This window comes from Saccharopolyspora shandongensis, assembly GCF_900106995.1.
Classification (GTDB): domain Bacteria; phylum Actinomycetota; class Actinomycetes; order Mycobacteriales; family Pseudonocardiaceae; genus Saccharopolyspora; species Saccharopolyspora shandongensis.
In genome coordinates this window covers 66,291-89,219 of record NZ_FNOK01000007.1, presented here as the reverse complement: position 1 = coordinate 89,219, position 22,929 = coordinate 66,291, and the positions used below count along the sequence as shown (strand labels likewise).

The following is a 22,929-nucleotide window of genomic DNA, read 5'->3' as shown; positions in this document are numbered from 1 at the left end:
ACCACCGCCCCCGGAGGAAAGGCACCCGAACCAATGGGCGCTGTACAGATCACGCTCGGCGGGATCGCTGTCGTGCTCGGCATCGTCGCTTGGGGCATGTTCGCCGCGACGATCGCCAAGTTCGTGCGCATCATCCGCCTCGGGCAGCCGGACGGTACCCGAAACGGCCCCGTCATGGCCCGCCTGGCCACCCTCGTCAAGGAGTTCGCCGCCCACACGCGGATGAACAAGTTCCGCAACGTCGGGATCTGGCACTGGCTGGTCATGTGGGGCTTCCTGATCGGCTCCCTGGCGCTGTTCGAGGCCTACGGCGAGGTCTTCGTACCGACCTGGGGCTGGCCGATCCTCGACGACCTCGCGATCTTCCACCTCCTGATGGAGATCCTCGGCGTCGGCACGGTGGTCGGCATCCTGGTGCTGATCGTGATCCGCCAGCGCAACCACCCGCGCCGCGCCGGCCGGGTCTCCCGCTTCCAGGGCTCGAACTTCGCCTGGGCCTACTTCATCGAGGCCGTGGTCCTGATCGAGGGTGTGGGCATCATCGGCGTCCGCGCCGCGAAGTCCGCGCTGGGCGTGCACGAGATCCCGTTGTGGGCCGAGTTCGTCTCCGGCCCGGTCGGCTCCCTGCTGCCCGCCAGCCCGAACCTCGTCTCGTTCTTCGCCTTCATCAAGCTGATGAGCGCGACGATCTGGCTGATCGTGATCTCCAGGACCATGACGATGGGCATCGCGTGGCACCGGTTCAGCGCGTTCTTCAACATCTACTTCAAGCGCGAGGCCGACGGTGGTGTGGCGCTCGGCGCGGTGAAGCCGATGATGTCGGCGGGCAAGCCGCTGGACTTCGAGGAGGCCGACCCGGACACCGACGTCTTCGGCGCGGGCAAGATCGAAGACTTCTCGTGGAAGGGCTGGCTGGACTTCACCACCTGCACGGAGTGCGGCCGGTGCCAGTCGCAGTGCCCGGCGTGGAACACCGGCAAGCCGTTGTCGCCGAAGCTGCTGATCACCTCGCTGCGGGATCACGCGTACGCGAAGGCGCCGTACCTGCTGGCCGGTGGCCGCAAGGACATGGCCGGTGACGAGGTCGGCATCACCGGTGACGACGCCGAGGCCCGGCTGGCGAAGGTCGACGTGCTGGCGCTGGCGGAGGCCGAGCGCCCGTTGATCGGCGGCCCGGACGAGCTCGGCGTGATCGACCCGGACGTGCTGTGGTCGTGCACCAGCTGCGGGGCGTGCGTGGAGCAGTGCCCGGTGGACATCGAGCACGTGGACCACATCGTGGACATGCGCCGCTACCAGGTGATGATCGAGTCGAACTTCCCGACCGAGCTGGGCGGGATGTTCAAGAACCTGGAGAACAAGGGCAACCCCTGGGGCCAGAACGCCAAGGACCGCCTGGCGTGGACCGAGGACCTGGACTTCGAGGTGCCGGTGTTCGACGGCGAACTCGCCGACGACACCGAGTACCTGTTCTGGGTCGGGTGCGCGGGTGCGTTCGAGGACCGCGCGAAGAAGACCACGCGGGCGGTGGCGGAGCTGCTGCACCTGGCCGGGGTGAAGTACACGGTGCTGGGCCCGGAGGAGACCTGCACCGGTGACCCGGCGCGCCGGGCGGGCAACGAGTTCATCTTCCAGATGCTGGCGCAGCAGAACGTCGAGGTCCTCAACAGCGTGTTCGAGGGCCGCGAGCGGGGCACCCGCAAGATCGTCGCCACCTGCGCGCACTGCTTCAACAGCCTGGCGAACGAGTACTCGCAGCTGGGCGGCGACTTCGAGGTGGTGCACCACACCCAGCTGCTGAACCGGCTGGTGCGGGAGAAGCGGCTGGTGCCGGTCGCGCCGGTCGCCGAGGACGTCACCTACCACGACCCCTGCTACCTGGGGCGGCACAACAAGGTCTACACGCCGCCGCGTGACCTGGTCGGGGCGTCGGGGGCGACGTTCCGGGAGATGCCGCGGCACGCGGACCGCTCGATGTGCTGCGGCGCGGGCGGCGCGCGGATGTGGATGGAAGAACGCATCGGCAAGCGCATCAACGTCGAGCGCGTCGACGAGGCGCTCGGGACCGCGCCGACGAAGATCGCCACCGGCTGCCCGTTCTGCAAGGTGATGCTCTCCGACGGCCTCACCGCCCGCCAGAGCGAGAAGGTCGCCTCCGAGTCGATCGAGGTCGTCGACGTCGCCCAGCTGCTGCTGTCGGCGGTCAAGCGCGGCGAGACGTCCACAACGGACACCGCAGACACGGCGCCCACCGGCAGCTGACGGGCCGTTCTGCAAGACGAAGGGCACTTTCCGCCGATCCGATCGGCGGCAGGTGCCCTTCGTGCTTTCCGGATCGGCATCGAGAATCGAGTGATGCCAACCACTTTCGAACGCGAGCCGACTGCGCCGGCCTAGCGCTGTTTAAACTCCCCCGAAGTACTGCGCCACTTGGCGGAATCGGAGGGACATGGACGGCAACATCCTCGATCCGGACGGCGCACGCGAGCGCCTGGCCGCCTGGAAGGGCCGGATCGACAAGCTGGCCGCGGACACCCAGACGATGAGCGACCGGCTGCAGGAAGTCCGCGTCACCGCGAGCGACCCGAACGGGCTGGCCGAGGTCACGATCGACTCGACCGGCGGGCTCGTGGGCCTGCAGCTGACCAGCCGGATCCAGCGGATGGCGCCGGACGCCGTCGCGCAGGCGATCATGGCCACGCTCGGCGACGCGAAGAACAAGCTGGCCGACCAGTCCCAGGCGATCATCGCGGACACGGTGGGCACCGAATCGCCCGCGGCGCGGGCGATCGCGGACAGCGTGGAACGGCACCTGCGCACCGGTCCGGCCCCGGAACCCGCCGCCTCCTACGCCGAGGACGACGACGAGGGCTACGAGATCAACACCCACCGCGAGCGGTGGTGAACGTGGGCGACGGGTACAACGTCGACATCGAGCAGCTGCGCTCGCACGCGGCCAACGTCGACGCCATCAAGGACCGGTTCGCCGCGGTGAAGTCCGCCAGCGCGAACATCGCGCAGGACGACCAGGCGTACGGGCTGCTGTGCGGCTGGATCTCCGGCGTGCTGGAAGGCCGGCACGCCAAGCAGGACGAGCTGATCGCGTACGTGGAGGAGAACCTCTCGCTGCTCTCAGAGGAGCTGCGCGCCAGCGGCGACGACTACCAAGCCCTCGACGAGGAGCACGCCGGCCTGATCCGTTCGAGCGGCGAGGAAATGCCATGACCGACAACTCGCTGGTCGCCCCGGTCGAATCGTCGCGCGAGGCGTGGACGGGCGCCGGGCTCGCGGACAGCATCGAGGGCCTGGCCGACGCGATCAAGTCCGAGGGCTGGGTCGACGACGTGCTGGCCGGCGCGGGCCTGGCGGTCGAGGTCGCGGCGAGCGCGCTGGACCCGATCAGCGCGCTGCTGTCCAACGGCCTGGGCTGGGCCATGGAGTACTTCGAGCCGCTGCGGGAGATGCTCGACGAGCTGACCGGCGCGCCGGACGTGGTCCAGTCCCACGCCAAGACCTGGAACAACATGGCCACCGAGCTGGGCGCCATGGCCACCGATCTCGAAGCGCACCTGAAGGAAGACCTGCCCGGCTGGACCGGCACGGCCTCGGATGCCTACCACGGCATGATGGCCAACAACGTCGAGGCCATCGGCGGCCTGGCCGCGATCTCGGCGGCGATGGCGGCGGCCACCGAAGGCGCGGGCGGCCTGGTGGAGCAGACCCGGGAGATCGTCCGCGACCTGATCGCCGACCTGGTGGCCAGGGTGATCGTGTGGGCGGTGGAGGCCGTCTTCGTGGTGACGATCCCGGTCGTCGCAGCGCAGATCGCCGCGGCGGTGGTCAAGTGGGCCGCGCGGATCCTCACCTACACCACGGGTCTGATCACCAGCCTCACCAACCTCACCAAGCTCCTCGACGAGTAGGCGTCCATGGCGAAACCCAAGAATCCGCACGGCGACGGCGGAGACGGTGGCAGCACCGGAAAACCCCCGCAGAAGCACGGCAACATCGACGCGGGCAAGGGCATCTCCAGCGCGCAGCAAGCCACCGCCCAAGCCGCGCAGAACGGCCGCCCTGGCGGCCCCGGCGGCAAGCAGCCGAACAACCCCACCAACCCGCCGCCGAACAAGCCCACCCCGCCGCCCAAGCCGACCGCCCCGCCCAAGGCGGACGACATCCACCACAGCGACGCCTCCGAGGCGCACATCGTCGGGGGCGACGGCGGCCGGCAGGGCGGCCACATCGCCGGCACCGGACTCTCGAAGAAGACCGAGTTCCCCCAGAGCTGGGACGGGCCGAAGATCCTCGACGCGGCGCACGAGGTCACGCAGCAGGGACCGCCTGCGAAGGGGCCGTACCTGACCAAGGACGCCGACGGCAAGAAGGCGTGGGCCTACGACTACACCGGCACGGTCGACGGCGTCACCGTCAAGACGACCGTGCTCGCCGACGGCGAGATCCGCACCGCGTACCCGCCGAACAGCGCCGACCCAGGCGTGATCACCAACCCGCCGGCGCCGAACCCGCAGCCGAAGGGCGTGCCGGTGAGCGACCCGCCTCGCTACAGTCACCCCGACATCGGCGGCGATGGCAGCTGGACGTGGGAAGGCCCGAAGGGCAACAAGATAATCAGAGTCGTCCAGGACGCCCAGGGCAACGTGACCACGACCGAACTCGGCGACTACCAGAAGAAGAAGTGAGCGCCATGGATGCGAAGACCTACGCCGCGGTCACGGACGTGTGCGCACGGCTCGCGGGCCGGCTGTCCGACGACACCCTGGGAGTCGTGCGCGACCAGTACGCCGCCGGCGAGTCGGACCTGGCCGAGTCGACGCTCCTGCTCAACCTCGAGGGCGAGGGCGTCGGCATCACCCGCGAGGAGCAGGACCTGATCCGCTCCGCCCTGGACGACCCGGGCAACCCGGACCTGGACGACGTGCCGGTCATCGACGCGGTGCCGCCGCTGCAGTACCGCTTCAGCCCGGCCGGCCCCGCGGACGCGCCCGACCCGAGCCGAGCGGACATCGTCCTGTCGACGGACGCCCCGCGCCACGGCGGCCACCGCCTGCGCCGCGCCTGGCGCGAGCCGCTCGCGGGAGCCCCGGACGCGGCGGCGTGGGTGTACGTGCTGCAGGTGGCCGAAGGCACGGACCAGCTCAGCGCGTACGCGGGCCTGTCCTCGCGGCTGTGGGTGGCGCTGAAGGAGAAGTGGCCGCTGGAGGTGGTGGTGGAGGGCAAGCAACTGCCGCAGTACCAGGCGGCAGCCCTGACCGCCGCCCACCAGATCTGGTCCGCCTGACGCTCACCGACCGGCGGAATCCCGCCGGTCGCGGCGGGGATAGCGGGCTAGGTGGAGTCAACGGGCCGTTCGCTCCACCGCGCCCCGTCCGCCGGGCGGCGCACGCCGTGCCGGATCGCGTGACCGGCGTGGATCCCGCGGGCGAAATCCCGCACGAACCGCCCCAACGCCCGAACCACTCCTCGCATCGCGCACTCCTCTACACTGGTCTGTGAAGTTCGACCCGAACCGTAAGGTACACAGACCTGTGAATACAAGGGGGTTGGGCGATGCCCGCTGCCGCAGGTGATGGAACCGAGGTGCGCCTGACACCGGGCGCCAAGCGCATCCTCGACGTCGCAGCCGAGCTGTTCTACTCGCGCGGCATCAACGCCGTCGGCGTCGACACCATCGCCGCCGAATCCGGTGTCACCAAGCGGACCCTCTACGACCGGTTCGGGTCGAAGGACGGCCTGCTCGTGACCTACCTGAAGACGCGCGACCGGCGCTGGCGCGAGCTCGTCGAAGCCCGCCTGGACGCCGAGGCCGACCCGGTCCGGCGCGCGCTGGTGCCGTTCGACGTGCTCCCCGAATGGCTCCCGCAGAGCAGTCGCGGGTGCAGCTTCGTCAACGCCTTCGCCGAACTCCCCGAGCCCGACCACCCGGGGCGACAGCTGATCGTCGCCGAGAAGCAGTGGCTCCGAGACCTGTTCCGCAACCTGCTCGCCGAGGCAGGCGCCAAGAACCCGGAGGATCTCGCCGTGCAGCTGCTGAGCCTGCACGAGGGCGCCATCGTGAGCTACTCGATCGCCGGCGAATCCGCAGCCGCATCGATCACCCGCGCCGCCGCCGAAGCACTGGTGCGGCAGGCGCTCGGCTGACGCGAAAAGGCCGTCACAGGCAGATGTTCAGCGTGTAGCCGTAGTGGTAGCGGAGCCCGTCGGAACTCGCCGGACACCCGACCGGGAGCAGCTCGCCGCTGAGCGGAGGGATGGCGACCGCGCCCCAATCCGTCGCGTCGTCGACGCAGACCGCGTCGAGGCTGATCAAGCTCCCCCGTTCGCCCGAGACGACGGGCACGAGCGTGAAGCCCCGCTGGCTGTCGACGCGCCGGAACCAGTGGTCGCAGGCCCAGCGCAACTCGTCGGCATCGGTGACGACCAGTTCTTCGTAGAACCCGGACGAACCGCTGACCGAATCGAGCTGGACGAGGTAGTAGCTGTAGGCGTCCGCCTTCGGATCCGCGGTCGCGGCCTCGATCACTTCCCGCAGCACGGCCAGACCCGTGCGGGCGCCCGGGTCGTCCGGATCAGCGGCCAGGACCCGGCCGTACAGCTCAGCCGCCTCGTCGCCGCGAGCAGCGACGGCCTCGTCGATGTCGTCGTCCTCGTCCAGCGCGGAATCCGTCTGCTGCATGAAATCGATCTGCTGGACGAGGCGTGCCGCCAGCAGGTTGGCCGCGACGCGGTCACCCCGGTCCGCGTCCAGCGCGGCGCGCAACCAAGGCTCCCCGGGCCAGTACTCCTTGGCGTCCTCCGCTGCCTCGTCCACCGGCAGGAGGCAGCGGAGCCGACCGAACTCCCGCGCAGCAGCGGGATCCCCTGCTTCGGCATCGGTCCAGAGCCGCGAAAACCGTTCTTCCATCTCCACAAACCGGAATCGTATGGCCCGAATCCCGCCCACCGGCCCCATGTCCAGCGAATGCTGCACTCGTGAGTGGTGAAGCCGGTTCTTACCGGCTTCACCACTCACGACCCCCGCACGTCAGCCGCGCAGCGACGCGAAGAACTCCTGGACGTCGCGGACGTACAGGTCCGGCTCCTCCATCGCCGGGAACGTCCCGCCGCGGTCGTACTCGGTCCAGCGCACGATGTTGTTGATGCGCTCCGCGAACGGGCGGACCGGCGCGAGGATGTCCTTCGGGAACACCGCGACGCCGTGCGGCACGGTGCCGTTCTGCAGCTCCGCGATGACGCCTTCTTCCTCCGCCTTCGAGGAGTTGTCCGGAGTCTCCACAAAGGACCGAGCCGCCGAGCCCGCCGTGTTGGTCAGCCAGTACAGCATCACCGTCGTCAGGATGCGGTCGCGATCGATGGCGTCCTCCGGGGTGTCCTCGCAGTCGGTCCACTCCTTGAGCACGCCGACGATCCAGCCCAGCAGCCCGATCGGCGAGTCCGCCAGCGAATAGGCCAGCGCCTGCGGCTTCGTCGACTGGATCAGCTTGTAGCCGTAGAGCTCGTCGGTGTAGCGCTGCCACGCGCCCATCCGCGCGTGGTCGGCCTCGGTGAGCCCGGCCATCTCCGCCGGATCGCCGCCCGGAAACGTGATCATCCCGTTGGTGTGCAGGCCGATCACGTTGTCCGGCGCGAGGATCGCCAGCTCGCGGGAGATCCACGTGCCCCAGTCGCCGCCCTGCAGGCCGTACCGCTCGTAGCCGAGCCGGCTCATCAGCTCGGCCCAGGCCCGCGCGACCCGGCCGGCGCCCCAGCCGACCGAGCACGTCGGCCCGGACAGGCCGTATCCCGGCAGCGACGGGATGACCAGGTGGAACGACTCGCCGAGCGGCCCGATCACGTCCAGGTACTCGGCGATCGAACTGGGCCAGCCGTGCGTGATCAGCAGCGGCAGCGCGTCCGGCCGGGACGACCGGACGTGCAGGAAGTGGATGTTCTCGCCGTCGATTTCGGTGGTGTACTGCGGGAATTCGTTCAGCCGCGCCTCCTGCGCCCGCCAGTCGTAGCCGCTGCGCCAGTACTCCGCCAACTCCCGCAGGTAGCCAAGCGGCGGGCCGTAGCTCCAGCCCTGCCCGGGCACCTCGTCGGCCCAGCGGGCGCGGGCCAGCCGCTCCCGGAGGTCGTCCAGGTCGTGCTGCGGGATGTCGAGGCGGAACCGGGTGATGTCGCGAGAGGCCATGCACGCTCCTTCGTACGTTGTACGGTACTAGATACGCGCAACGCGCCGGCTTTGTTCCCGAACCCGCGGAAAAAGTTTCGAGGGGCGCCCCCAGCGGGGACGCCCCTCGAACATCGGACCAGGTCAGCTACCCATTTCCTCCAACGAGCGCCCCTTGGTCTCCGTCAGGTACTTCACCACGAACACCACCGAGATCAGCGCGAACGCGGCGTAGATGAAGTAGGTGACCGGCAGGTTCCAGTCCCGCATGCTCGGGAAGCTCACCGTCACCAGCCAGTTCGCGATCCAGTTCGTCGCGGTGCCGACCGCCAGCGCGGCGGCCCGGATGCGCGCCGGGAACATCTCGCCCAGCAGCACCCACATCACGACGCCCCACGAGGCGGCGAAGAACAGCACGAAAGCGCTCGCCGACACCAGCGCGACGGCACCCCACTGGAACGGCAGGTGCGCCTCCTCGCCGACGACCTCGGCGAAGCTGAACGCCCACCCGGTCACGGCCAGCGACACGGCCATCCCGAGCGAACCGATCACCAGCAGCGGCTTGCGGCCGATCTTGTCGACCAGCGCGATCGCGACGAACGTGCCGACGATGTTCACGATCGACGTGAACAGGCTCAGCAGCAGGGAACTGCTCTCGTCGATGCCCACCGAGTGCCACAGCGACGACGAGTAGTAGAAGATGATGTTGATCCCGACGAACTGCTGCAACGCCGCGATGGCCATCCCGACCCACACGATCGGCAGCACGCCGAACCGGCCCCGCAGATCGCTCAGCCGCGGCTTGCGCTCGCCGCCCAGCACGGCCTTGATCTCGGCGACCTTCTCGTCCGGATCACCGGAATCGACCTGCGCCAGGATCTCCCGCGCCCGGTCGACCTTGCCGACCGCGACCAGGTACCGCGGCGACTCGGGAATCGTCGAGGCCACCACCAGGTAGATCACCGCGGGGATCGCGGCCACCCCGAGCATCCACTGCCAGGCCTGCAACGGCCCGAGCATCCCGGAAGCGCTGCCGCCGGCGGCCTGCGCCAGGGCATAGTTGACCAGCTGCGAAACGGCGATCCCCAGCACGATCGCCAACTGCTGCAAGGACCCCAACCGCCCGCGGTACGCGGCGGGCGCGACCTCGGCGATGTAGGCGGGCGCGATCACCGACGCGATGCCGATGGCGACGCCGCCGACGACCCGCCAGATGGCGAGATCCCAGATCGCGAAGGGCACGGCCGAGGCGACGGCGCTGATGATGAACAGGACCGCGGCCAGCTGCATGACCCGGATCCGGCCGACCCGGTCGGCCAACCCGCCGGCGATCCCGGCGCCCACCGCGGAACCCAGCAGCGCCGAGGAAACGGTCAGGCCGGTCAACGCGGAACCGACGTCGAAGTGCCGCTGGATGGCGTCCACGCCGCCGTTGATCACCGAGGTGTCGTAGCCGAAGAGGAACCCGCCGAGCGCCGCGGCCCCGGCGATCATCACGACGTGCCCGAGGTTCTCGGTGGCAGTGCCCGAGGCGCGCGGCTGCAATGCGGACATCGAGTACTCCTGCTGCCCGCTCGCCGACCCCGCCCCGTTGCGGGATCGTTCCAGTACGCCGGGCGAGGGGGATCGTAAGTTCTGAATCCCCAACTTGCTTACTCGATTCAGAGTGAAGTAGCTCACGGTCACCACAAGCCGGGACAACGCGACACAAAACAGGCGCCACCAGGGAAAACGCCACCCGGTACGTGCCTAGATGATTACCTGTCGTGATCACCTGTCAAATCAGGAGCCCGACATGGACGCACCGGAGAAGCAGCACGCGTGGCTGGTCGAGGGCCGCGAATACGCCCGGCACGAGGAGCGCCGCGGCAGGCGCTTCGCGTTCCCCACCCTCGATCCGCCCAGGACGGCGCTGGTGATCATCGACATGGTGCCGTTCTTCGTGTCCGGCAATCCCTACTGCCGGGGCATCGTGCCGAACATCGGCCGCCTGGCGCGAACCGTCCGGGAGACCGGCGGCACGGTGGCATGGGTGCTACCGGCGACGATCGAGCCGACGCAGACGGCCCAGGAGTTCTACGGCCCGGAAGCGGCCGAGGTGTACCGCACCGCAGGCGGAACGGGCCCGCTGGCGCAGCGCCTGTGGCCGGAGTTCACGATCCACGACGACGACGTGCTGGTCGAGAAGTCCGCGCCCAGCGCCTTCTTCCCCGGCCGGTGCCCGCTGCCGGAACTGCTGGAGCAACGCGGAATCGACACGGTCCTGATCGCGGGCACGGTCACCAACGTCTGCTGCGAATCCTCGGCCCGCGACGCGAGCACCCTGGGCTTGCGCGTGATCATGGTCGCGGACGCCAACGCGGCAGGTCGCGACGCGGACCACAACGCCACGCTGCACACCATCTACCGGTCGTTCGGCGATGTTCGCGCGACCGACGAGGTGGTGGCGATGCTCAGCGACGGGTGTCGGTGCGCCGGAAGTTGAGGTACGCCCGCGACGGCGTCGGCCCGCGCTGCCCCTGGTAGCGCGACCCGGCCTCCTTCGAGCCGTACGGGAAGTCCGCGGGGCTCGACAACCGGAACAGGCACAGCTGACCGATCTTCATCCCCGGCCACAACGTGATCGGCAGGTTGGCCACGTTGGACAGTTCGAGGGTGATGTGACCGGTGAACCCGGGGTCGATGAACCCGGCGGTGGAGTGCGTGAGCAACCCCAGCCGGCCCAGCGACGACTTGCCCTCCAGCCGGCCGGCCAGATCATCGGGCAACCGCACCGACTCGAAGGTCGACCCGAGCACGAACTCGCCCGGGTGCAACACGAACGGATCGTCGTCGGGCGTCTCCACCAGCGACGTCAGCTCGTCCTGCTGCTTCGACGGATCGATGTGGGTGTACCGGGTGTTGTCGAAGACCCGGAAGAAGCGATCCAGCCGGACGTCGATGCTCGACGGCTGGATCATGGCGGCGTCGAACGGATCAAGTTCGAGGCGGCCGTCATCGAGCTCTTTGCGCAGGTCCCGGTCACTCAGCAACACGCCCTCAGCGTATCGGCATCCCGGTGATGATCTTCGCGCCCCACCGTGTTAGGCTGACGGCACTCTTCAGGAGAGCCTGATGAGGTACGCGGATGTAGTTCAATGGTAGAACATCAGCTTCCCAAGCTGAGAACGCGGGTTCGATTCCCGTCATCCGCTCGGAGCTGGGAGCCCTGTGTCCACGGAATTCGTGGACACAGGGCTCCTCGCCTTTACATGGGGGGCCGAGCCCCCCAAACCCCCCACGGTGCGGTGGTCGCCCTTCGCCGGCTCCTTGCGAATGGAGCGTTCCCGGCCTGCCCACCGACCAGCATTTTCGTTACCCATCAATTCGGTTTCCGGACCAGCGCACCGCCGCGCCTAATGCTCGAACTGCTCGCCGACCCCGAGTTCGGACCCACCGGTATGGGACTTCGGTGGAGCGACCGCGGTCCTTGCCCTTGGCTTCGGTAATGGCGCCACCCGGTGTTGGGCGCCATCGCGGGTTAGCCGAGGGGACCGGTGGTCGGCAGGTCGTTGATGGCCTTGGTGATGCCTTTCTTGTCGTAGCTGTTGGTGGGCATCGTCGCCACATGGGTGTGGCGTACTACTCCGTCCCGGTCGATCAGCAGGCTGCCGGACTGCTGGATCGCACCGAATACCTTCTTCATCAGCCCGACGGCCTCGTGCGGCGTGCCGCGCTGGCCGGTAACCACACGAAACGGCAGCTCGCGCTTTGCTTGCCAGGCCGCTGCTGCGGCTCGACCTTCAGGGACCGCAACCAGGACGCGCACGTTGGCTGCCGTCAGATCGGCGGCACGCCCGGCGAGGTCTTTGACGTGGCTGTTGCAGACGGGACAGGTAGTCGAGCGCATGAAGTAGAGCAGCACGTTGTCCGTGCCGTGGTAGTCCGCGAGGCGGACGGCATGCCCGGCGGTGTCCTCCAGTGCGATGTCAGGGGCGGTGGATCCGGTTTCGAGCATGGGGGCTCCTTTTGACCGCTCGGGTACCGAGCGGCTCGGTTGGCGGACGTGCAGCGACAGAAGTTCGGGAATGGATTGGGCGGCGAGGCACAACACCGCGGATGGCTATCGATCGTGTTGCTCGAGGAGGCTCGGGTCTTGCAGCAACTGGCGGACCGTCGCCCGGGCCCGATGCAGCCGGGACTTCATCGCGGGCGTGCTCAGGCCGAGCGCGGCGGCGACTGCCCGGCCCGAATAGCCCTGGATGTCCCGCATGATCAGGACGCGACGCTGGTCGGCGGGCAACTCGGCGACCGCTGCAGCAACCCGTTGCGCCTCCAGCCGTTGCATGACGTCGTCCTCCGCCGAAACCATCGTGCCGAGACGCACTGGGGCGTCGCCGCGCAACGCCCGGCGGACCCGGCGCAGGCATTCATTGCGCACGATCCGAAACATCCACGACACGAGCGCACCGGAGGCCCGCAGAGTGCCGATCTTGCGGTACAGAATGATCAGCGCTTCCCGCGCGGAGTCCTCCGCGTCCTCCGGCGAAGCACACAGAGAGCGCGCGAAGCGCTGCACGTGCGGGTGCGAATCCGACACCAGGGCAGCGACGGCGACAGGGTCCCCGCCCTGTGCGGCAACGATCAAAGACTCCCGGGGCCAACTGGCCTCAGCCATGTCTAGCTCCCCACCAACGCAGGGCCTGCCTGGACTACGACGATGACGACACTCACGGCAACCTCCTCCAGCGCCGGGCATGTCCCGGCCCTTACAAGAGTCGGTACGTGGGTCAAAGGATTCAGCCCCCGCGAATGATCACCATCACACGACGCCATTCGCGTCGATGCCGGCATGCCAGCCCGTGCCCGTGGACACGACGGCGCGGGAAGTTTGGCAAGCGGCGCTCGCCATTCTTGACGGCCTCGGGCATCCCGACGCTGAAATCGTCCGCACCCACCTGAACAGGTTGGACACCGATACATCGGGACCAGGCTCGACCGGATAACGTGCCCTGAACCCTTCGCCCCGATCAGGCAGGCTCGCGATGGGGGCGTGTCAGCAGTTGCGTGTGGTGTTCTCGGCCTTGGTGAAGTCGCCCTTTTCGTATGCTTCGGCTGGGATCGTGAAGTACTGGGTTGCTGCTTCTCCCCAGCTCCAGGTCTCGTCTTCCGCTAGTTGGAGCAGGTGGACTTGGGGCTCTTCTCTTCGCATCACGCTTGAGGCGTGGGACAGGCCTGGCCAGCCGAAGGCTCGGTGGCCTTCTGCGCTGTTCCCGTCCATCTCCTCGAACTCCGTGAGGATCAGCGATTCCGCCCCGTAGTGCACGTGCTCGTCGAACTCGACGTCTTCGTCTCGCACGTCCCAGCAGTCCGGGAGCATCGTCACCTCGACCGCCCGGACCGGGCGTCGCGGGTAGCTCGTCGCCCGTTCCGGTGCCGTGGTTTCCACTGCTCTGGCCGGATCTGCCAGCACCACTCGGCATGCTTCGGGGCTGTCGCGTTTCAGGTGTTGGTGGGCCTCGTAGGGCAGGTTCGGGTCGAACAGGAAGAAGTTGAGCAGGCCCCGGACCGGTGGCGCTTGGTCTCCGAGCCACGGCGCCAGCTCATCGAGATCCAGGACCGCGTACAGCGACAGCGGAATTCCCTCGTAGTCCGGCCATTCCTCGCCCGGCTCCAGCAACGCGGAGCCGCCGATGCGGCAGTGGCCGGCCGGTTCGGCGTCACCTACCGGTTCGAGGCGGAACCCGCGCTTCGCCAAGCTCGCGAACTGCCGGCCTGCCGCATCCCCAAGTCGCTCGATGCACAACCGCCGCATCTCGTCCGCGTCTTCGAACTCCATGCCCGAATCACAGCACAACCGGCCGACCAGCGGTCCCCTCACCTGCGACGAGGTCGATCGTCGCACCTCTGGGTGGGTGGCTTTCCTCTTTGCTCTTCGCCGCCGTCTTTCCCGCGAACGTGACGATGGCCCTCGCCTGGCAGCGTCGTTCATTGCCTTGGCAGGTCATCAAGTTCGCGCGGCTTCCGTTGCAGATTCCGCTCGTGCTGTGGGCTCGGCGGGTTGCCCGGGACGCCGAGGGCTGAGCGGCAGGCTCGGTCAGAGGAGGCGGGTGCCGTTCGGGACCGGGTGGTCGAAGCCCGCTAGGACCACGCTGTTCTCCTCGTCGTGGGCTCCCGTAACCAGTACCTCGGACTTGACTCCCGCGATTCGCTTCGGCTCGAAGTTGCACACGCAGAGGACCTGGCGGCCGATCAGAGCTTCCGGTTCGTAGTGGTCCGTGATCTGCGCGCTCGACTTCTTCTGGCCCATCTCGCCGAGGTCGATGGTCAGGACGTATGCGGGCTTTCGCGCCTTCTCGTTCGGTTCCGCCTGCACGATCGTTCCCACGCGCAGTTCCACCTTCTCGAAATCGGCCCACTCGATCAGCGACATCCCGAACCCTCCTGTTTGGACAGTGGGCAGCGTACCCGTTCAGCGTGGCCACATGACCCAGCACAGCCGGGAATGATCACTTCCCGGCGTTGGTTGGGAATTGCACCACCGTCGTTGGGAGTTCAGATGTCTGCTGACAAGCCCGGCCAGCCCCGGAAGCTCACCACCGCCGAGCGGGAGGAATTCCTGGCCCAGCCGCACGTCGCCGTGCTCAGCGTCGGCAGCGACGACGGCCGTCCGCCGTCGACGCTGCCGACCTGGTACAGCTACCGGCCGGGCGGGAACATCGCCGTGGTCACCAGGAAGGACAAGCGGAAGTCACGGCTCATCCGGCTCGCCGGGAAGGTTTCGATTTCCGTTCAGCGGACCGAGGTTCCGTATCGGTACGTCACCGTCGAAGGCACCGTCGTCAGGCAGCAGCGGCCCACTCGGGACGAGCTCGTCGCCATCGGCGGCCGCTACCTGCCCGCCGATGCCATCGACGGTTGGGCCGACTGGGAGCTCGGTGGCGGCAACGGCGCCGGCGAACCTGAGTACGTCGAGATCCGGCCGGATCGCTGGCTGGCCAGGGACTTCGGGTAGCGGCTCAGAAGTCGAAGACGACCCCGGTCTCCACCGTCAGGGCGCAGCTGTTCGAGTACGTCTCGGTGAAGCTCACCTCGCGCCCGCGCCAGTTCCCTTCGAGCTTCGCCGTGACCGGCTCGTACTGGAGGGTGCAGGCCATCGCCGGCTTCGCCGTCATCAGGCGGAAATCCGCCCCGACCGCGTCCAGGTCGCTGCACGCCTTCGCCGCGTTCTTGTGCGTGCCGCCCGCCGGGTGGCATATCAGGACCGCGTTGCCGAGGACCGCTCCGCGGCCGTTGTCCAGCGAAAGCCGGAGTGTGCTTGGGGTTTCGCCTTGTGCCGGGGCCACGGCCGCGGCCATCGTCATCGTTCCGGCGGTCAGGGCAGTGGCGAGCAGGACGCGACGGGTGAGTTTTGCCAACAACTTCCGCAACCTTTCGATCAGAACTGTGCGCGAACGCGCTGGTCATCGGGAGTGCAGGCCGAGGTTCGCCTACCCGATAAAATCCGGGAACGCTTTCCGGATGAAGGTCCGCCGCAGCGGACGCGGAGAATATTACTGGACTACTTGGCGTAATAATCATTAGACCAAAAGAGTTAATGATTGTTTTTGTTCGGGTAAGTCTCTGCTCGGGAGGTTCTGCAATGGGTGGCGGACACGGCGAGCGGTTGGGCGCGGAGTGGCAGGAGCACCGGCCTGCCGTCTTCGGCGTGGCCTACCGGCTGCTCGGCAGCGTCGCCGATGCCGAGGACGTCGTGCAGGACGTGTGGCTGCGGGCCGCCGCGGCGGACCTGGGCGACGTCGACGACCTGCGGGCCTGGCTGGTCACCGTCGCCGCGCGGCGGTCCTACGACATCCTCAAGTCCGCCCGGGTGCAGCGGGAGAGCTACTTCGGGCCGTGGCTGCCGGAGCCCCTGCTGACCGGGCCGGATGCCGCCGAGCCGGTGCTCGTCGACGAGTCGGTCGGCTCCGCGATGCTGCTGATCATGGAGGAGCTGAGCCCGCCGGAGCGGGTGGCCCTCGTGCTGCACGACGTGTTCGGGCTGGAGTTCGCGCGGATCGCCGAGGTGCTGGGCGGCTCGGTGCCCGCCGCCCGGAAGCTGGCCTCGCGGGCGCGGCACCGCGTCGCCGAGGCGAGGGGCAGCGCGCCGGACGTGCCGCGCGCCGAGCTGGACCGGCTGGTCTTCGCGTTCCGCGCCGCCTACGAGACCGGGGACCTCGCCGCGCTGGTCGAGCTGATGCATCCCGACGCCGTCTACCTCACCGACGGCGGCGGGCAGGTCAGCGCGGCCCGCGTGCCCATCGTCGGCGGGCAGCGCATCGCCGAGGTCCTGCTCCGGGTGGGTCGCCGGTGGCGGGCCGACCGCATCGACATCGTCGAGATCGGCGGCGAGCCGGCGCTGGTGCTCCACCGCGAAGGCGGGATCCACTCCGTCGACACGTTCGGGTTCGCCGATGGCCGGATCGTCGCCTACCGGCGGGTGCTCAACCCGCGGAAGCTCGCCCACCTCAAGGCGGTCACATCCGAGTAGGCCCGCTCGTCTCCCTGGTGACAGCCCAGAACGACAGGGAGACAACGATGGCACGTCTGAACCTCGGCGAAGTGGCACCGGAGCCCTACAAGGGCTTCAAGGAAGCCGACGCCGCGCTTCGCAAGGGGCCGCTGGACGACAAGGTGCGGGAGCTGGTCAAGGTCCGGGTTTCGCAGATCAACGGCTGCGTCTTCTGCGTCGACATGCACGGCCGGGAGGCGCGCCGGATCGGCGAGACCGAGGACCGGCTCCTCCAGCTGGCCGTGTGGCAGGAGTCGGAGCTCTACGACGAGCGAGAGCGGGCCGCGCTGGGCTATGCCGAGGCGGCCACCCGCCGCGAGCACATCGGCGACGACCAGTGGGAGGCGCTGCGCAAGGCGTTCCCGGACGAGGCCGAGCTCGGTCACCTGGTCGCCCAGGTCGCGCTGATCAACGCGCTGAACCTCATCGGCGTCCCGCTGCAGATGAAGCCGCCGCGCCGCTGAGGCCGCGGAAGACCCGTGTGCACTTTCTGCTGCCATAGCAACAGAAAGTGCACACGGGGACTCTACTTGCCAGTCGGACCGTCGGCCTGTTCCACGACGATGTCGAGCTGGCCCAGGTGGCGGGCGTATTCCTGGACGAGGTGCAGCAGCACCCTCTCCAGGGTGGCCGGTTCCGCGCCCTTCCAGCGCGGCCCCGGCTCGCCCACCTGCTCCAGGGGCGTGATCGCCACGACTTCGCTGGTGTGCCGTCCCTGGGCTCGGAGGGCCGCCACCAGATCGTCGCGGGTCTCCTCCGGGGCCACGTACCAGCGGCCGTCCGTCCGGTCACCCCAAGGGTTTTCGAACCGGCGCCCCTCGAATCCCCACTCGATCCAGCGCCGTTCGGCGAAGGTCAGGTGCTTGACCAGTTCCAGCGGCGTCCACCCCGACGGAACCCGGCTGGATCGCAGCTCCGCGTCCGGAAGGGCCGTCACCTTGCCGATCACGCTGTCTCGGAAGAAGTCGAGGTAGCGGAGGAGCACCTCGCCGCGCGAGGCCGCGGGCGCCGTGGGTTCCGGGAACATCCGACGAGTATGCGCTCAGTCGACGATCAGGTCCTCCGGGACGGGCTGGTCGTTGTTCACGGTCTCGAAGAGTTCGGTGGCCTTCTTCTTGTCCCAGCTCTTCGCCGTCCCGTCGGTCACCGGGACCGTCGTCGTCACCACCGAGCCCGAGGAGATGCCGCGCATCACCCACGCCAGCGACAGCAGGTCGCTCGGGCCGTCCTCCCTGGTCATCGCCATCGCCTGGGCGCCCGCGTCCGCCAGGGCGTAGGTGGTGAACGGATTGATCAGGGTGGTCGCGCTCGACGCCTCCTGCGCCAGGGCGCCGATGAACTTGCGCTGGTTCGCGACCCGGTCCAGGTCCGAACGCGGCGTCGCGTCGCTGTAGCGCATGCGGACGAAGGTCAGGGCGTTCGAGCCGTCCAAACTCTGGCAGCCCGCCTGCAGCGTCTGGCCGGTCTTGGTGTCGTGCATCTCCTGATCCAGGCACATCTCGACGCCGCCGACCGCGTCGACGATCTCCGCGAACCCGCCGAAGCCGATCTCGGCGTAGTGGTCGATGCGCAGGCCCGTGGTCTGCTCCACCGTCTGCGCCAGCAGCTGCGGGCCGCCTTCCGAGAAGGCCGCGTTGATCATCGTCCGCCCGTGGCCGGGGACCGGCACCCGCGAGTCGCGCGGGATGCTGATCAGCGTCGGGGCCGTGGAGTTGTCCGGCAGGTGCGCAACCATGATCGTGTCCGTGCGCTGGCCCTCCGCGTCGCCGACGTGCAGCCCGGCCGCAGTCTCCGGGTCCAGCCCATCGCGGCTGTCCGAACCCACGATCAGCCAGTTCGTGCCCGCGCCCGCTGCGGGGCGGCCCGGGTAGTCGGGGAAGGCGTCGATCCGCCGGATCGAGGAATCGACGTGGAACCACAGCCATCCCCCGAACACCACCGGTAACAGCACCAGGACCAGCACCGCCGCGAAGATCTTGCGGCCCCTCAGGCGTGGTCTTCCGGCACCGCGGTTCGACGCGTCCCAGTCGTTCCGGAACTGATAGGTGTTCATACCCGCCAAGACGTTCCGCTCGCCGGAAAGTTGCTTCTGTCCCACAAAAATGGACGGCCCCCGTGGCTAAGCTCTCCAGCCGTGACCGAAGCTTCTTACCTCTCCTCCACCCGCGCCGGCTATGACGCCCTAGCCGTCGAGTACGCCGAACGCGCCAAGAACGAGCTCGCCGAGAGGCCTTTCGGCCGTGCCATGCTCGGCACGTTCGCCGAGCTCGTCGACGGCGGACCGGTGGTCGACGTCGGGTGCGGCACCGGCATGGCGACGGGATACCTGGCTTCCCTCGGCGTGAACGTCCGCGGCATCGACCTGTCGCCCGGGATGCTCGCGGAAGCCCGGCGGTTGCACCCCGACCTGCGATTCGACGAGGGCTCGATGACCGCCCTGGACCTGCCGGACGGCGAACTCGCCGGCCTCGTCGCGTGGTACTCGATCATCCACATCCCGCCGGCGCAGGTGCCCGCGGTGCTCGCCGAGTTCCACCGCGTGCTGGCCCCGGGCGGGCACCTGCTGCTCGCCTTCCAGTTCGGCGAGGAGGACGACCTGCTGCACCTGACGGAGGGGTGGGGCCACGTCTTCGACCTCGACTTCCACCGCTGGACGCCCGCCCGGCTCGCCGATCCGCTCAAGGCAGCGGGGTTCGCCATGAGCGCCGCCCTGGAGCGCGAGGCCGACGACACCGAGCGCACCGCGCAAGCCCACGTCATCGCCCGCAAGCTGTAAGGGGTCGTTTCAGAGTCGTGCGCAGGCAGGTGTGGGACGTGGCTGCTTGGAGCGCACACGGCGCGGCGGTTTCGCGCGAAACCGCCGCACCTCGTGAGGGCGGGATGGCGATTTCGCGCGAAACCGCCGCCGGTGCCGGATACCCGGCGCCTTCGGGATCAGCCGGGCGGAGCCATTCCGATACGACCTCCAAGTCCAGATAGGACGGACGCGCCCGCCGGAGCCCCCGGCGGGCGCTTCGCTTCGTCGGTCGTCCAGGCGGACCGCGACGGTGACGCCGGTTTCGCGCGAAACCGGCGATCTGCGTGGGGCCCGGTGGCGGTTTCGCGCGAAACCGCCGCCGGGCGCCTTCGGATGAGCGTTCGCGAAGCCTCCTGACGGGAGGGGGTGAGCGTCGGGGCCGGGTGATCCGGTCACTCCTCCAACCGCTGCCGCCACCACGCCTCGGCATGCCATTCGCCCAGGGCAGGCGCCCGCGGATGGCGGATGGTGCGCCTCCGGAACTCCTCGTCGAGCGGAGCCAACACCCGGCGGAGCTCGGCTCGGGCCTGGGGAGACAGCCTCGGCATCGCACATTCCAGGTCGTCACGTGCCGAGACCGGATTTGCGGATGAGTCGTAGTTCAGCGGGATGTAGCGAAACCGGCCTGGCTGCCGCAGGAATCGTCGATATCGATCGAGCGGGTGGGAAACCAGGATGAGCCAGAACAACCTGCGAGCCTCGACCCGGTCGAGCTCTGACCACGGCCCACGCCCGGCACCGCGAATCCGGCCTGCCGGCCGGATCCCGGGAGGGACTGCACGTTCGGCGCGCAACGCGCCCGGCGACCTACGCGGCATCGCCCTTTCTGCGAATCGTCATGCCGAAATCATGGCACAAGTCCTTCCGGTGCTGCCCCGAACAGCTGCGGCATCGGCGAATACCCCGATCCGATTTCCGGGATCTGCCCGATACCCCCGCCCGGCACCGATCCCTAGCGTGTCGGCAGGTCAACGATCGGAGTCGACATGCGCACTTCCACGCCCGGCAGGCGAATCGCCGCAGCGGCGACCCTCGTCCTCATGCTCACCGCCACGACGACCGCGCCCGCGCTGGCCGCGACCGACCACCAAGACGTCCAGCGCGCACTGGACGTCCTCACCACGCAGGACGGCGTGCCCGGGGCGCAGGTCACCGCGCACGACCGCACCGGGCCGAGCTGGTCGGTGCGCAGCGGCGTCGGCGACGTGAGCACCGGCATGCCGTTCCCGGCGGACGGGCGGTTCCGCGCCGGCAGCATCACCAAGTCGTTCGTCGCGACCGTCGTGCTGCAGCTGGTCGCCGAAGGACGGGTCGAACTGGATGCACCCGTCGAGCGGTACCTGCCGGGCGTGATCGCCGGGAACGGCAACGACGGCAACGCGATCACCGTGCGCCAGCTGTTGCAGCACACCAGCGGGCTTTACGACTACCTCCAGGAATTCCTCGACGTCGACCCCGAGCAGCTGCGCCACCGCGGCGCCGACCCGGCCGAGCTGGTCGGCATCGCGATGCAGCACCGGCCGCTGTTCCCGCCGGGCGCGAAGTGGTCCTACTCCAACACCAACTACGTCCTGGCCGGGATGCTGGTCGAGCGGGTCACCGGGCGCAGCATCCACGCCGAGATCGCCGCGCGGATCACCGGGCCGCTCGGCCTGCACGACACGTACCTGCCGAAGCGCGGCGACGAAATCCTCCCGACGCCGCATCCGAGGGGTTACGCGCCCGTGGGCGGGCTGCTCGACTTCACCGAGTTCGACCCGTCGATCGGCGGGGCCGCGGGCGCCCTGGTTTCGACCGGGCGGGACCTGAACCGCTTCTTCGCGGCCCTGCTCGAAGGCCGCTTGCTGCCCGCCGAGCAGCTTGCCGAGATGCAGCGCACCGTCCCGGCCGATCTCGGTGGGAAGAGCGCGCGCTACGGACTCGGGCTGGCGAGCGTGCCGCTGTCCTGCGGCGGCGAATTCTGGGGCCACGGCGGCGACATCATCGGCTTCACCACCCTGTCCGCCGCGACCAACGATGGCCGCGGTGCCACCGCCGTGACCAACCTGAACCCGGCCACGCCCGAGATCCACCGGGACATGTTCGCCGCCATCGACACCGCTCTCTGCCCCTAGGGGTCGTTTCGGAGCTGGAGCGCGGGGCGCCGGTTTCGCGCGAAACCGGCGATCCGCGTGGGGCGGGATGGCGGTTTCGCGCGAAACCGCCACCTCGTCAGCTTCAGGACGAGCCGGGCGGAGACTTTCCGAAACTTTGTCCACATCGGACGGACTGCGCCTAGCGCAGGCGTTTCGCCCGGAGGACGGTGTCGTGGGTGTGGCCGCCGGGCGACGGTGGGTTCCGCGGTCGGGATTCGTCGACCAGCACGGTCCAGTCGTCGTCGAGGAGTCCGGCGATCTCGTGGGGCTGGTAGAACTCGCTCGGCTCGTAGCCGTGCGCGGCTTCCGGCGGCATGTCCGTCATGTCGTGGCTGACGAACAGGAGCGTGCCGCCCGGGGCGACCGAGGCCAGCAAGCCGCGAAGAGCCGTGTGCCCGGGCTGCTTCACGAGCGGGAAGTAGTGCACCGACACCAGGTCGAACGCGCCGGCCGGCGGCGCGACGGTGTTCAGGTCGGCGCGCGTCCAGGCCACGTCGGGACCGCCCGCGGCGGCTCGGGCGGCGCGCTCCAGCGCTACCTGCGAGACGTCCACCGCGGTGACCTGCCACCCGTGCCGGGCCAGCCAGAGCGCGTCCCCGCCCTCGCCGCATCCCACGTCGAGCGCCTGCCCGGGCGGCAGGTCGGCCGCTTCGGCGACGAGCGCCCCGTTCGGCTCGCCGCTGAACAGCTGGTCCTGGCTGCTGTAGCGCTCGTCCCAGAACTCCTGACCGATCACCTCGGGGCCGCCCTCAGAGGCCATGGCGCCGATCTCCCATGACGAGCTCGCAGACGCGCGCTTCCAGTTCGTTCGAGAAGGTATCCCGGACGGTTCGTTGCTCGGTCATCTCGACCACCTCCGAAACCAACATGACCTCGGGAGCCGAGAACCCGCAACGTTGCTTGCGGAAATGGCAAAAGCGTCAGGGAGTTCCCAGGTGGCGGCTCAGCACCGCGGCCTCCGCGCGGAGCCGTTCGGCGAGGTCGTCGCGGCCGGCCTGCTCGTACTCCTCCGCCGCGGCCGATCGCTCCCGCACCTCGTTCGCCACGATCGACCGCATGTCGGTCTCGGTGAGGTGGCGGCGTTGCGCCTCCGCCGCGCCAACGCCCAGCGCCGCACCCGCGACGTGTTCGTTCCCGCCGCTCAGCGGGCGGTCCGCGGGCACGGCTTCGGCGTTGTCGATCGCCGCCAAGGCCGAGCGGATCGCCGCGACGGCGACGGCGTTCCGGGCCTTCAGGGCCGTTTTCAGGTCGTCACGCAGGCTGGTGCGCATGTGTCGGGACTCCAATCCGGGTGTCG

At 68.9% G+C, this 22,929-nt stretch carries 29 protein-coding genes and 1 tRNA gene; 15 read left to right on the top strand and 15 right to left on the bottom strand.

What is annotated here, in order from left to right:
* Positions 1 to 33: 33 nt before the first annotated feature.
* The 6 genes from BLW84_RS09845 to BLW84_RS09820 all read left to right on the top strand — a co-directional run bounded on the left by BLW84_RS09845 (position 34) and on the right by BLW84_RS09820 (position 5,299).
* Positions 34 to 2,262, top strand: coding sequence for a (Fe-S)-binding protein (locus BLW84_RS09845; RefSeq protein WP_093263969.1), 2,229 nt, complete (start codon positions 34 to 36; stop codon positions 2,260 to 2,262).
* A gap of 187 nt (positions 2,263 to 2,449) precedes the next feature.
* The gene (locus tag BLW84_RS09840) at positions 2,450 to 2,905 is read left to right on the top strand and encodes a YbaB/EbfC family nucleoid-associated protein (protein ID WP_093263966.1); all 456 of its coding nucleotides are present in this window, start codon (positions 2,450 to 2,452) and stop codon (positions 2,903 to 2,905) included.
* 2 nt (positions 2,906 to 2,907) lie between these two features.
* Entirely contained in the window at positions 2,908 to 3,225 is a 318-nt protein-coding gene (locus BLW84_RS09835) for a type VII secretion target (protein ID WP_093264320.1), read from the top strand.
* Entirely contained in the window at positions 3,222 to 3,923 is a 702-nt protein-coding gene (locus BLW84_RS09830; RefSeq protein WP_093263964.1) for a WXG100 family type VII secretion target, read from the top strand. The genes BLW84_RS09835 and BLW84_RS09830 overlap by 4 nt, the downstream gene beginning before the upstream one ends.
* 6 nt (positions 3,924 to 3,929) lie before the next feature.
* The gene (locus BLW84_RS09825; RefSeq protein WP_143060908.1) at positions 3,930 to 4,700 is read left to right on the top strand and encodes an EndoU domain-containing protein; all 771 of its coding nucleotides are present in this window, start codon (positions 3,930 to 3,932) and stop codon (positions 4,698 to 4,700) included.
* Between the two features lie 5 nt (positions 4,701 to 4,705).
* Complete coding sequence (locus tag BLW84_RS09820) at positions 4,706 to 5,299, top strand: hypothetical protein (protein ID WP_093263961.1); 594 nt, start codon at positions 4,706 to 4,708, stop codon at positions 5,297 to 5,299.
* Between the two features lie 47 nt (positions 5,300 to 5,346).
* Here the strand turns inward: BLW84_RS09820 and BLW84_RS47370 are convergent, their stop codons facing one another.
* Positions 5,347 to 5,487 carry a hypothetical protein gene (locus BLW84_RS47370; RefSeq protein ID WP_177226381.1) on the bottom strand — a complete coding sequence of 47 codons (141 nt, stop codon included), beginning with the start codon at positions 5,485 to 5,487 and terminating at the stop codon, positions 5,347 to 5,349.
* An 81-nt stretch (positions 5,488 to 5,568) separates the two neighbouring features.
* Between BLW84_RS47370 and BLW84_RS09815 the strand changes: the two genes are divergently transcribed.
* Entirely contained in the window at positions 5,569 to 6,159 is a 591-nt protein-coding gene (locus BLW84_RS09815) for a TetR/AcrR family transcriptional regulator (RefSeq protein ID WP_093263959.1), read from the top strand.
* 13 nt (positions 6,160 to 6,172) lie between these two features.
* On the opposite strand, the gene BLW84_RS09810 is transcribed toward BLW84_RS09815, so the two are convergent.
* From BLW84_RS09810 to BLW84_RS09800, 3 genes are all read right to left on the bottom strand, one after another.
* Complete coding sequence (locus BLW84_RS09810) at positions 6,173 to 6,829, bottom strand: hypothetical protein (protein WP_218157268.1); 657 nt, start codon at positions 6,827 to 6,829, stop codon at positions 6,173 to 6,175.
* 213 nt (positions 6,830 to 7,042) lie between these two features.
* Complete coding sequence (locus BLW84_RS09805; protein ID WP_093263954.1) at positions 7,043 to 8,191, bottom strand: epoxide hydrolase family protein; 1,149 nt, start codon at positions 8,189 to 8,191, stop codon at positions 7,043 to 7,045.
* Between the two features lie 123 nt (positions 8,192 to 8,314).
* Entirely contained in the window at positions 8,315 to 9,724 is a 1,410-nt protein-coding gene (locus BLW84_RS09800; RefSeq protein WP_093263951.1) for a sugar porter family MFS transporter, read from the bottom strand.
* Between the two features lie 241 nt (positions 9,725 to 9,965).
* Here BLW84_RS09800 and BLW84_RS09795 point away from each other — a divergent pair, with 241 nt between their 5' ends.
* Positions 9,966 to 10,655 carry a cysteine hydrolase family protein gene (locus BLW84_RS09795; RefSeq protein WP_093263948.1) on the top strand — a complete coding sequence of 230 codons (690 nt, stop codon included), beginning with the start codon at positions 9,966 to 9,968 and terminating at the stop codon, positions 10,653 to 10,655.
* Here BLW84_RS09795 and dcd read toward each other — a convergent pair.
* Positions 10,624 to 11,205 (bottom strand): dCTP deaminase, encoded by a 582-nt coding sequence (gene dcd, locus BLW84_RS09790; protein ID WP_093263946.1) that lies wholly within the window; start codon positions 11,203 to 11,205, stop codon positions 10,624 to 10,626. The genes BLW84_RS09795 and dcd overlap by 32 nt on opposite strands.
* Before the next feature lie 88 nt (positions 11,206 to 11,293).
* Here dcd and BLW84_RS09785 point away from each other — a divergent pair.
* Positions 11,294 to 11,364, top strand: a tRNA-Gly gene (locus BLW84_RS09785).
* A 326-nt stretch (positions 11,365 to 11,690) separates the two neighbouring features.
* Here BLW84_RS09785 and BLW84_RS09780 read toward each other — a convergent pair.
* From BLW84_RS09780 to BLW84_RS09770, 3 genes are all read right to left on the bottom strand, one after another.
* On the bottom strand, positions 11,691 to 12,167 hold the full coding sequence (locus BLW84_RS09780; protein ID WP_093263943.1) for a peroxiredoxin family protein: 477 nt from the start codon (positions 12,165 to 12,167) through the stop codon (positions 11,691 to 11,693).
* 105 nt (positions 12,168 to 12,272) lie between these two features.
* A complete protein-coding gene (locus tag BLW84_RS09775; protein ID WP_093263940.1) occupies positions 12,273 to 12,827 on the bottom strand; it encodes an RNA polymerase sigma factor in 555 nt (184 codons plus the stop codon).
* 378 nt (positions 12,828 to 13,205) lie between these two features.
* A complete protein-coding gene (locus BLW84_RS09770) occupies positions 13,206 to 13,988 on the bottom strand; it encodes a DUF1963 domain-containing protein (protein ID WP_093263938.1) in 783 nt (260 codons plus the stop codon).
* 89 nt (positions 13,989 to 14,077) lie between these two features.
* Here BLW84_RS09770 and BLW84_RS47365 point away from each other — a divergent pair, with 89 nt between their 5' ends.
* The gene (locus tag BLW84_RS47365; protein WP_177226380.1) at positions 14,078 to 14,233 is read left to right on the top strand and encodes a DoxX family protein; all 156 of its coding nucleotides are present in this window, start codon (positions 14,078 to 14,080) and stop codon (positions 14,231 to 14,233) included.
* Positions 14,234 to 14,246: 13 nt separating this feature from the next.
* Here BLW84_RS47365 and BLW84_RS09765 read toward each other — a convergent pair whose 3' ends face one another.
* On the bottom strand, positions 14,247 to 14,582 hold the full coding sequence (locus BLW84_RS09765) for a tRNA-binding protein (RefSeq protein ID WP_093263935.1): 336 nt from the start codon (positions 14,580 to 14,582) through the stop codon (positions 14,247 to 14,249).
* Positions 14,583 to 14,708: 126 nt separating this feature from the next.
* Between BLW84_RS09765 and BLW84_RS09760 the strand changes: the two genes are divergently transcribed.
* Entirely contained in the window at positions 14,709 to 15,164 is a 456-nt protein-coding gene (locus tag BLW84_RS09760; protein WP_093263933.1) for a pyridoxamine 5'-phosphate oxidase family protein, read from the top strand.
* A 4-nt stretch (positions 15,165 to 15,168) separates the two neighbouring features.
* On the opposite strand, the gene BLW84_RS09755 is transcribed toward BLW84_RS09760, so the two are convergent.
* Entirely contained in the window at positions 15,169 to 15,579 is a 411-nt protein-coding gene (locus tag BLW84_RS09755) for an SSI family serine proteinase inhibitor (RefSeq protein ID WP_143060906.1), read from the bottom strand.
* Between the two features lie 212 nt (positions 15,580 to 15,791).
* On the opposite strand from BLW84_RS09755, the gene sigJ reads away from it, so the two are divergent.
* Both sigJ and BLW84_RS09745 read left to right on the top strand, forming a co-directional pair.
* A complete protein-coding gene (gene sigJ / locus BLW84_RS09750) occupies positions 15,792 to 16,679 on the top strand; it encodes an RNA polymerase sigma factor SigJ (protein WP_093263928.1) in 888 nt (295 codons plus the stop codon).
* A 47-nt stretch (positions 16,680 to 16,726) separates the two neighbouring features.
* Positions 16,727 to 17,164, top strand: a complete 438-nt coding sequence (locus tag BLW84_RS09745; RefSeq protein WP_093263926.1) for a carboxymuconolactone decarboxylase family protein — start codon at positions 16,727 to 16,729, stop codon at positions 17,162 to 17,164.
* A 62-nt stretch (positions 17,165 to 17,226) separates the two neighbouring features.
* Here BLW84_RS09745 and BLW84_RS09740 read toward each other — a convergent pair whose 3' ends face one another.
* Both BLW84_RS09740 and BLW84_RS09735 read right to left on the bottom strand, forming a co-directional pair.
* Positions 17,227 to 17,727 carry a DinB family protein gene (locus BLW84_RS09740; protein ID WP_093263923.1) on the bottom strand — a complete coding sequence of 167 codons (501 nt, stop codon included), beginning with the start codon at positions 17,725 to 17,727 and terminating at the stop codon, positions 17,227 to 17,229.
* Between the two features lie 15 nt (positions 17,728 to 17,742).
* Positions 17,743 to 18,753 (bottom strand): LCP family protein, encoded by a 1,011-nt coding sequence (locus tag BLW84_RS09735; RefSeq protein WP_093263920.1) that lies wholly within the window; start codon positions 18,751 to 18,753, stop codon positions 17,743 to 17,745.
* Between the two features lie 81 nt (positions 18,754 to 18,834).
* On the opposite strand from BLW84_RS09735, the gene BLW84_RS09730 reads away from it, so the two are divergent.
* Complete coding sequence (locus BLW84_RS09730; protein WP_093263919.1) at positions 18,835 to 19,476, top strand: class I SAM-dependent methyltransferase; 642 nt, start codon at positions 18,835 to 18,837, stop codon at positions 19,474 to 19,476.
* Between the two features lie 413 nt (positions 19,477 to 19,889).
* Here the strand turns inward: BLW84_RS09730 and BLW84_RS48955 are convergent, their stop codons facing one another.
* Positions 19,890 to 20,045 carry a hypothetical protein gene (locus BLW84_RS48955; RefSeq protein WP_245761048.1) on the bottom strand — a complete coding sequence of 52 codons (156 nt, stop codon included), beginning with the start codon at positions 20,043 to 20,045 and terminating at the stop codon, positions 19,890 to 19,892.
* Positions 20,046 to 20,483: 438 nt separating this feature from the next.
* Between BLW84_RS48955 and BLW84_RS09720 the strand changes: the two genes are divergently transcribed.
* On the top strand, positions 20,484 to 21,611 hold the full coding sequence (locus BLW84_RS09720; protein ID WP_093263914.1) for a serine hydrolase domain-containing protein: 1,128 nt from the start codon (positions 20,484 to 20,486) through the stop codon (positions 21,609 to 21,611).
* Positions 21,612 to 21,771: 160 nt separating this feature from the next.
* Here the strand turns inward: BLW84_RS09720 and BLW84_RS09715 are convergent, their stop codons facing one another.
* Positions 21,772 to 22,392 carry a class I SAM-dependent methyltransferase gene (locus BLW84_RS09715; RefSeq protein WP_245761047.1) on the bottom strand — a complete coding sequence of 207 codons (621 nt, stop codon included), beginning with the start codon at positions 22,390 to 22,392 and terminating at the stop codon, positions 21,772 to 21,774.
* Between the two features lie 160 nt (positions 22,393 to 22,552).
* Positions 22,553 to 22,903 carry a GatB/YqeY domain-containing protein gene (locus tag BLW84_RS09710; protein WP_093263911.1) on the bottom strand — a complete coding sequence of 117 codons (351 nt, stop codon included), beginning with the start codon at positions 22,901 to 22,903 and terminating at the stop codon, positions 22,553 to 22,555.
* Between the last annotated feature and the right edge of the window lie 26 nt (positions 22,904 to 22,929).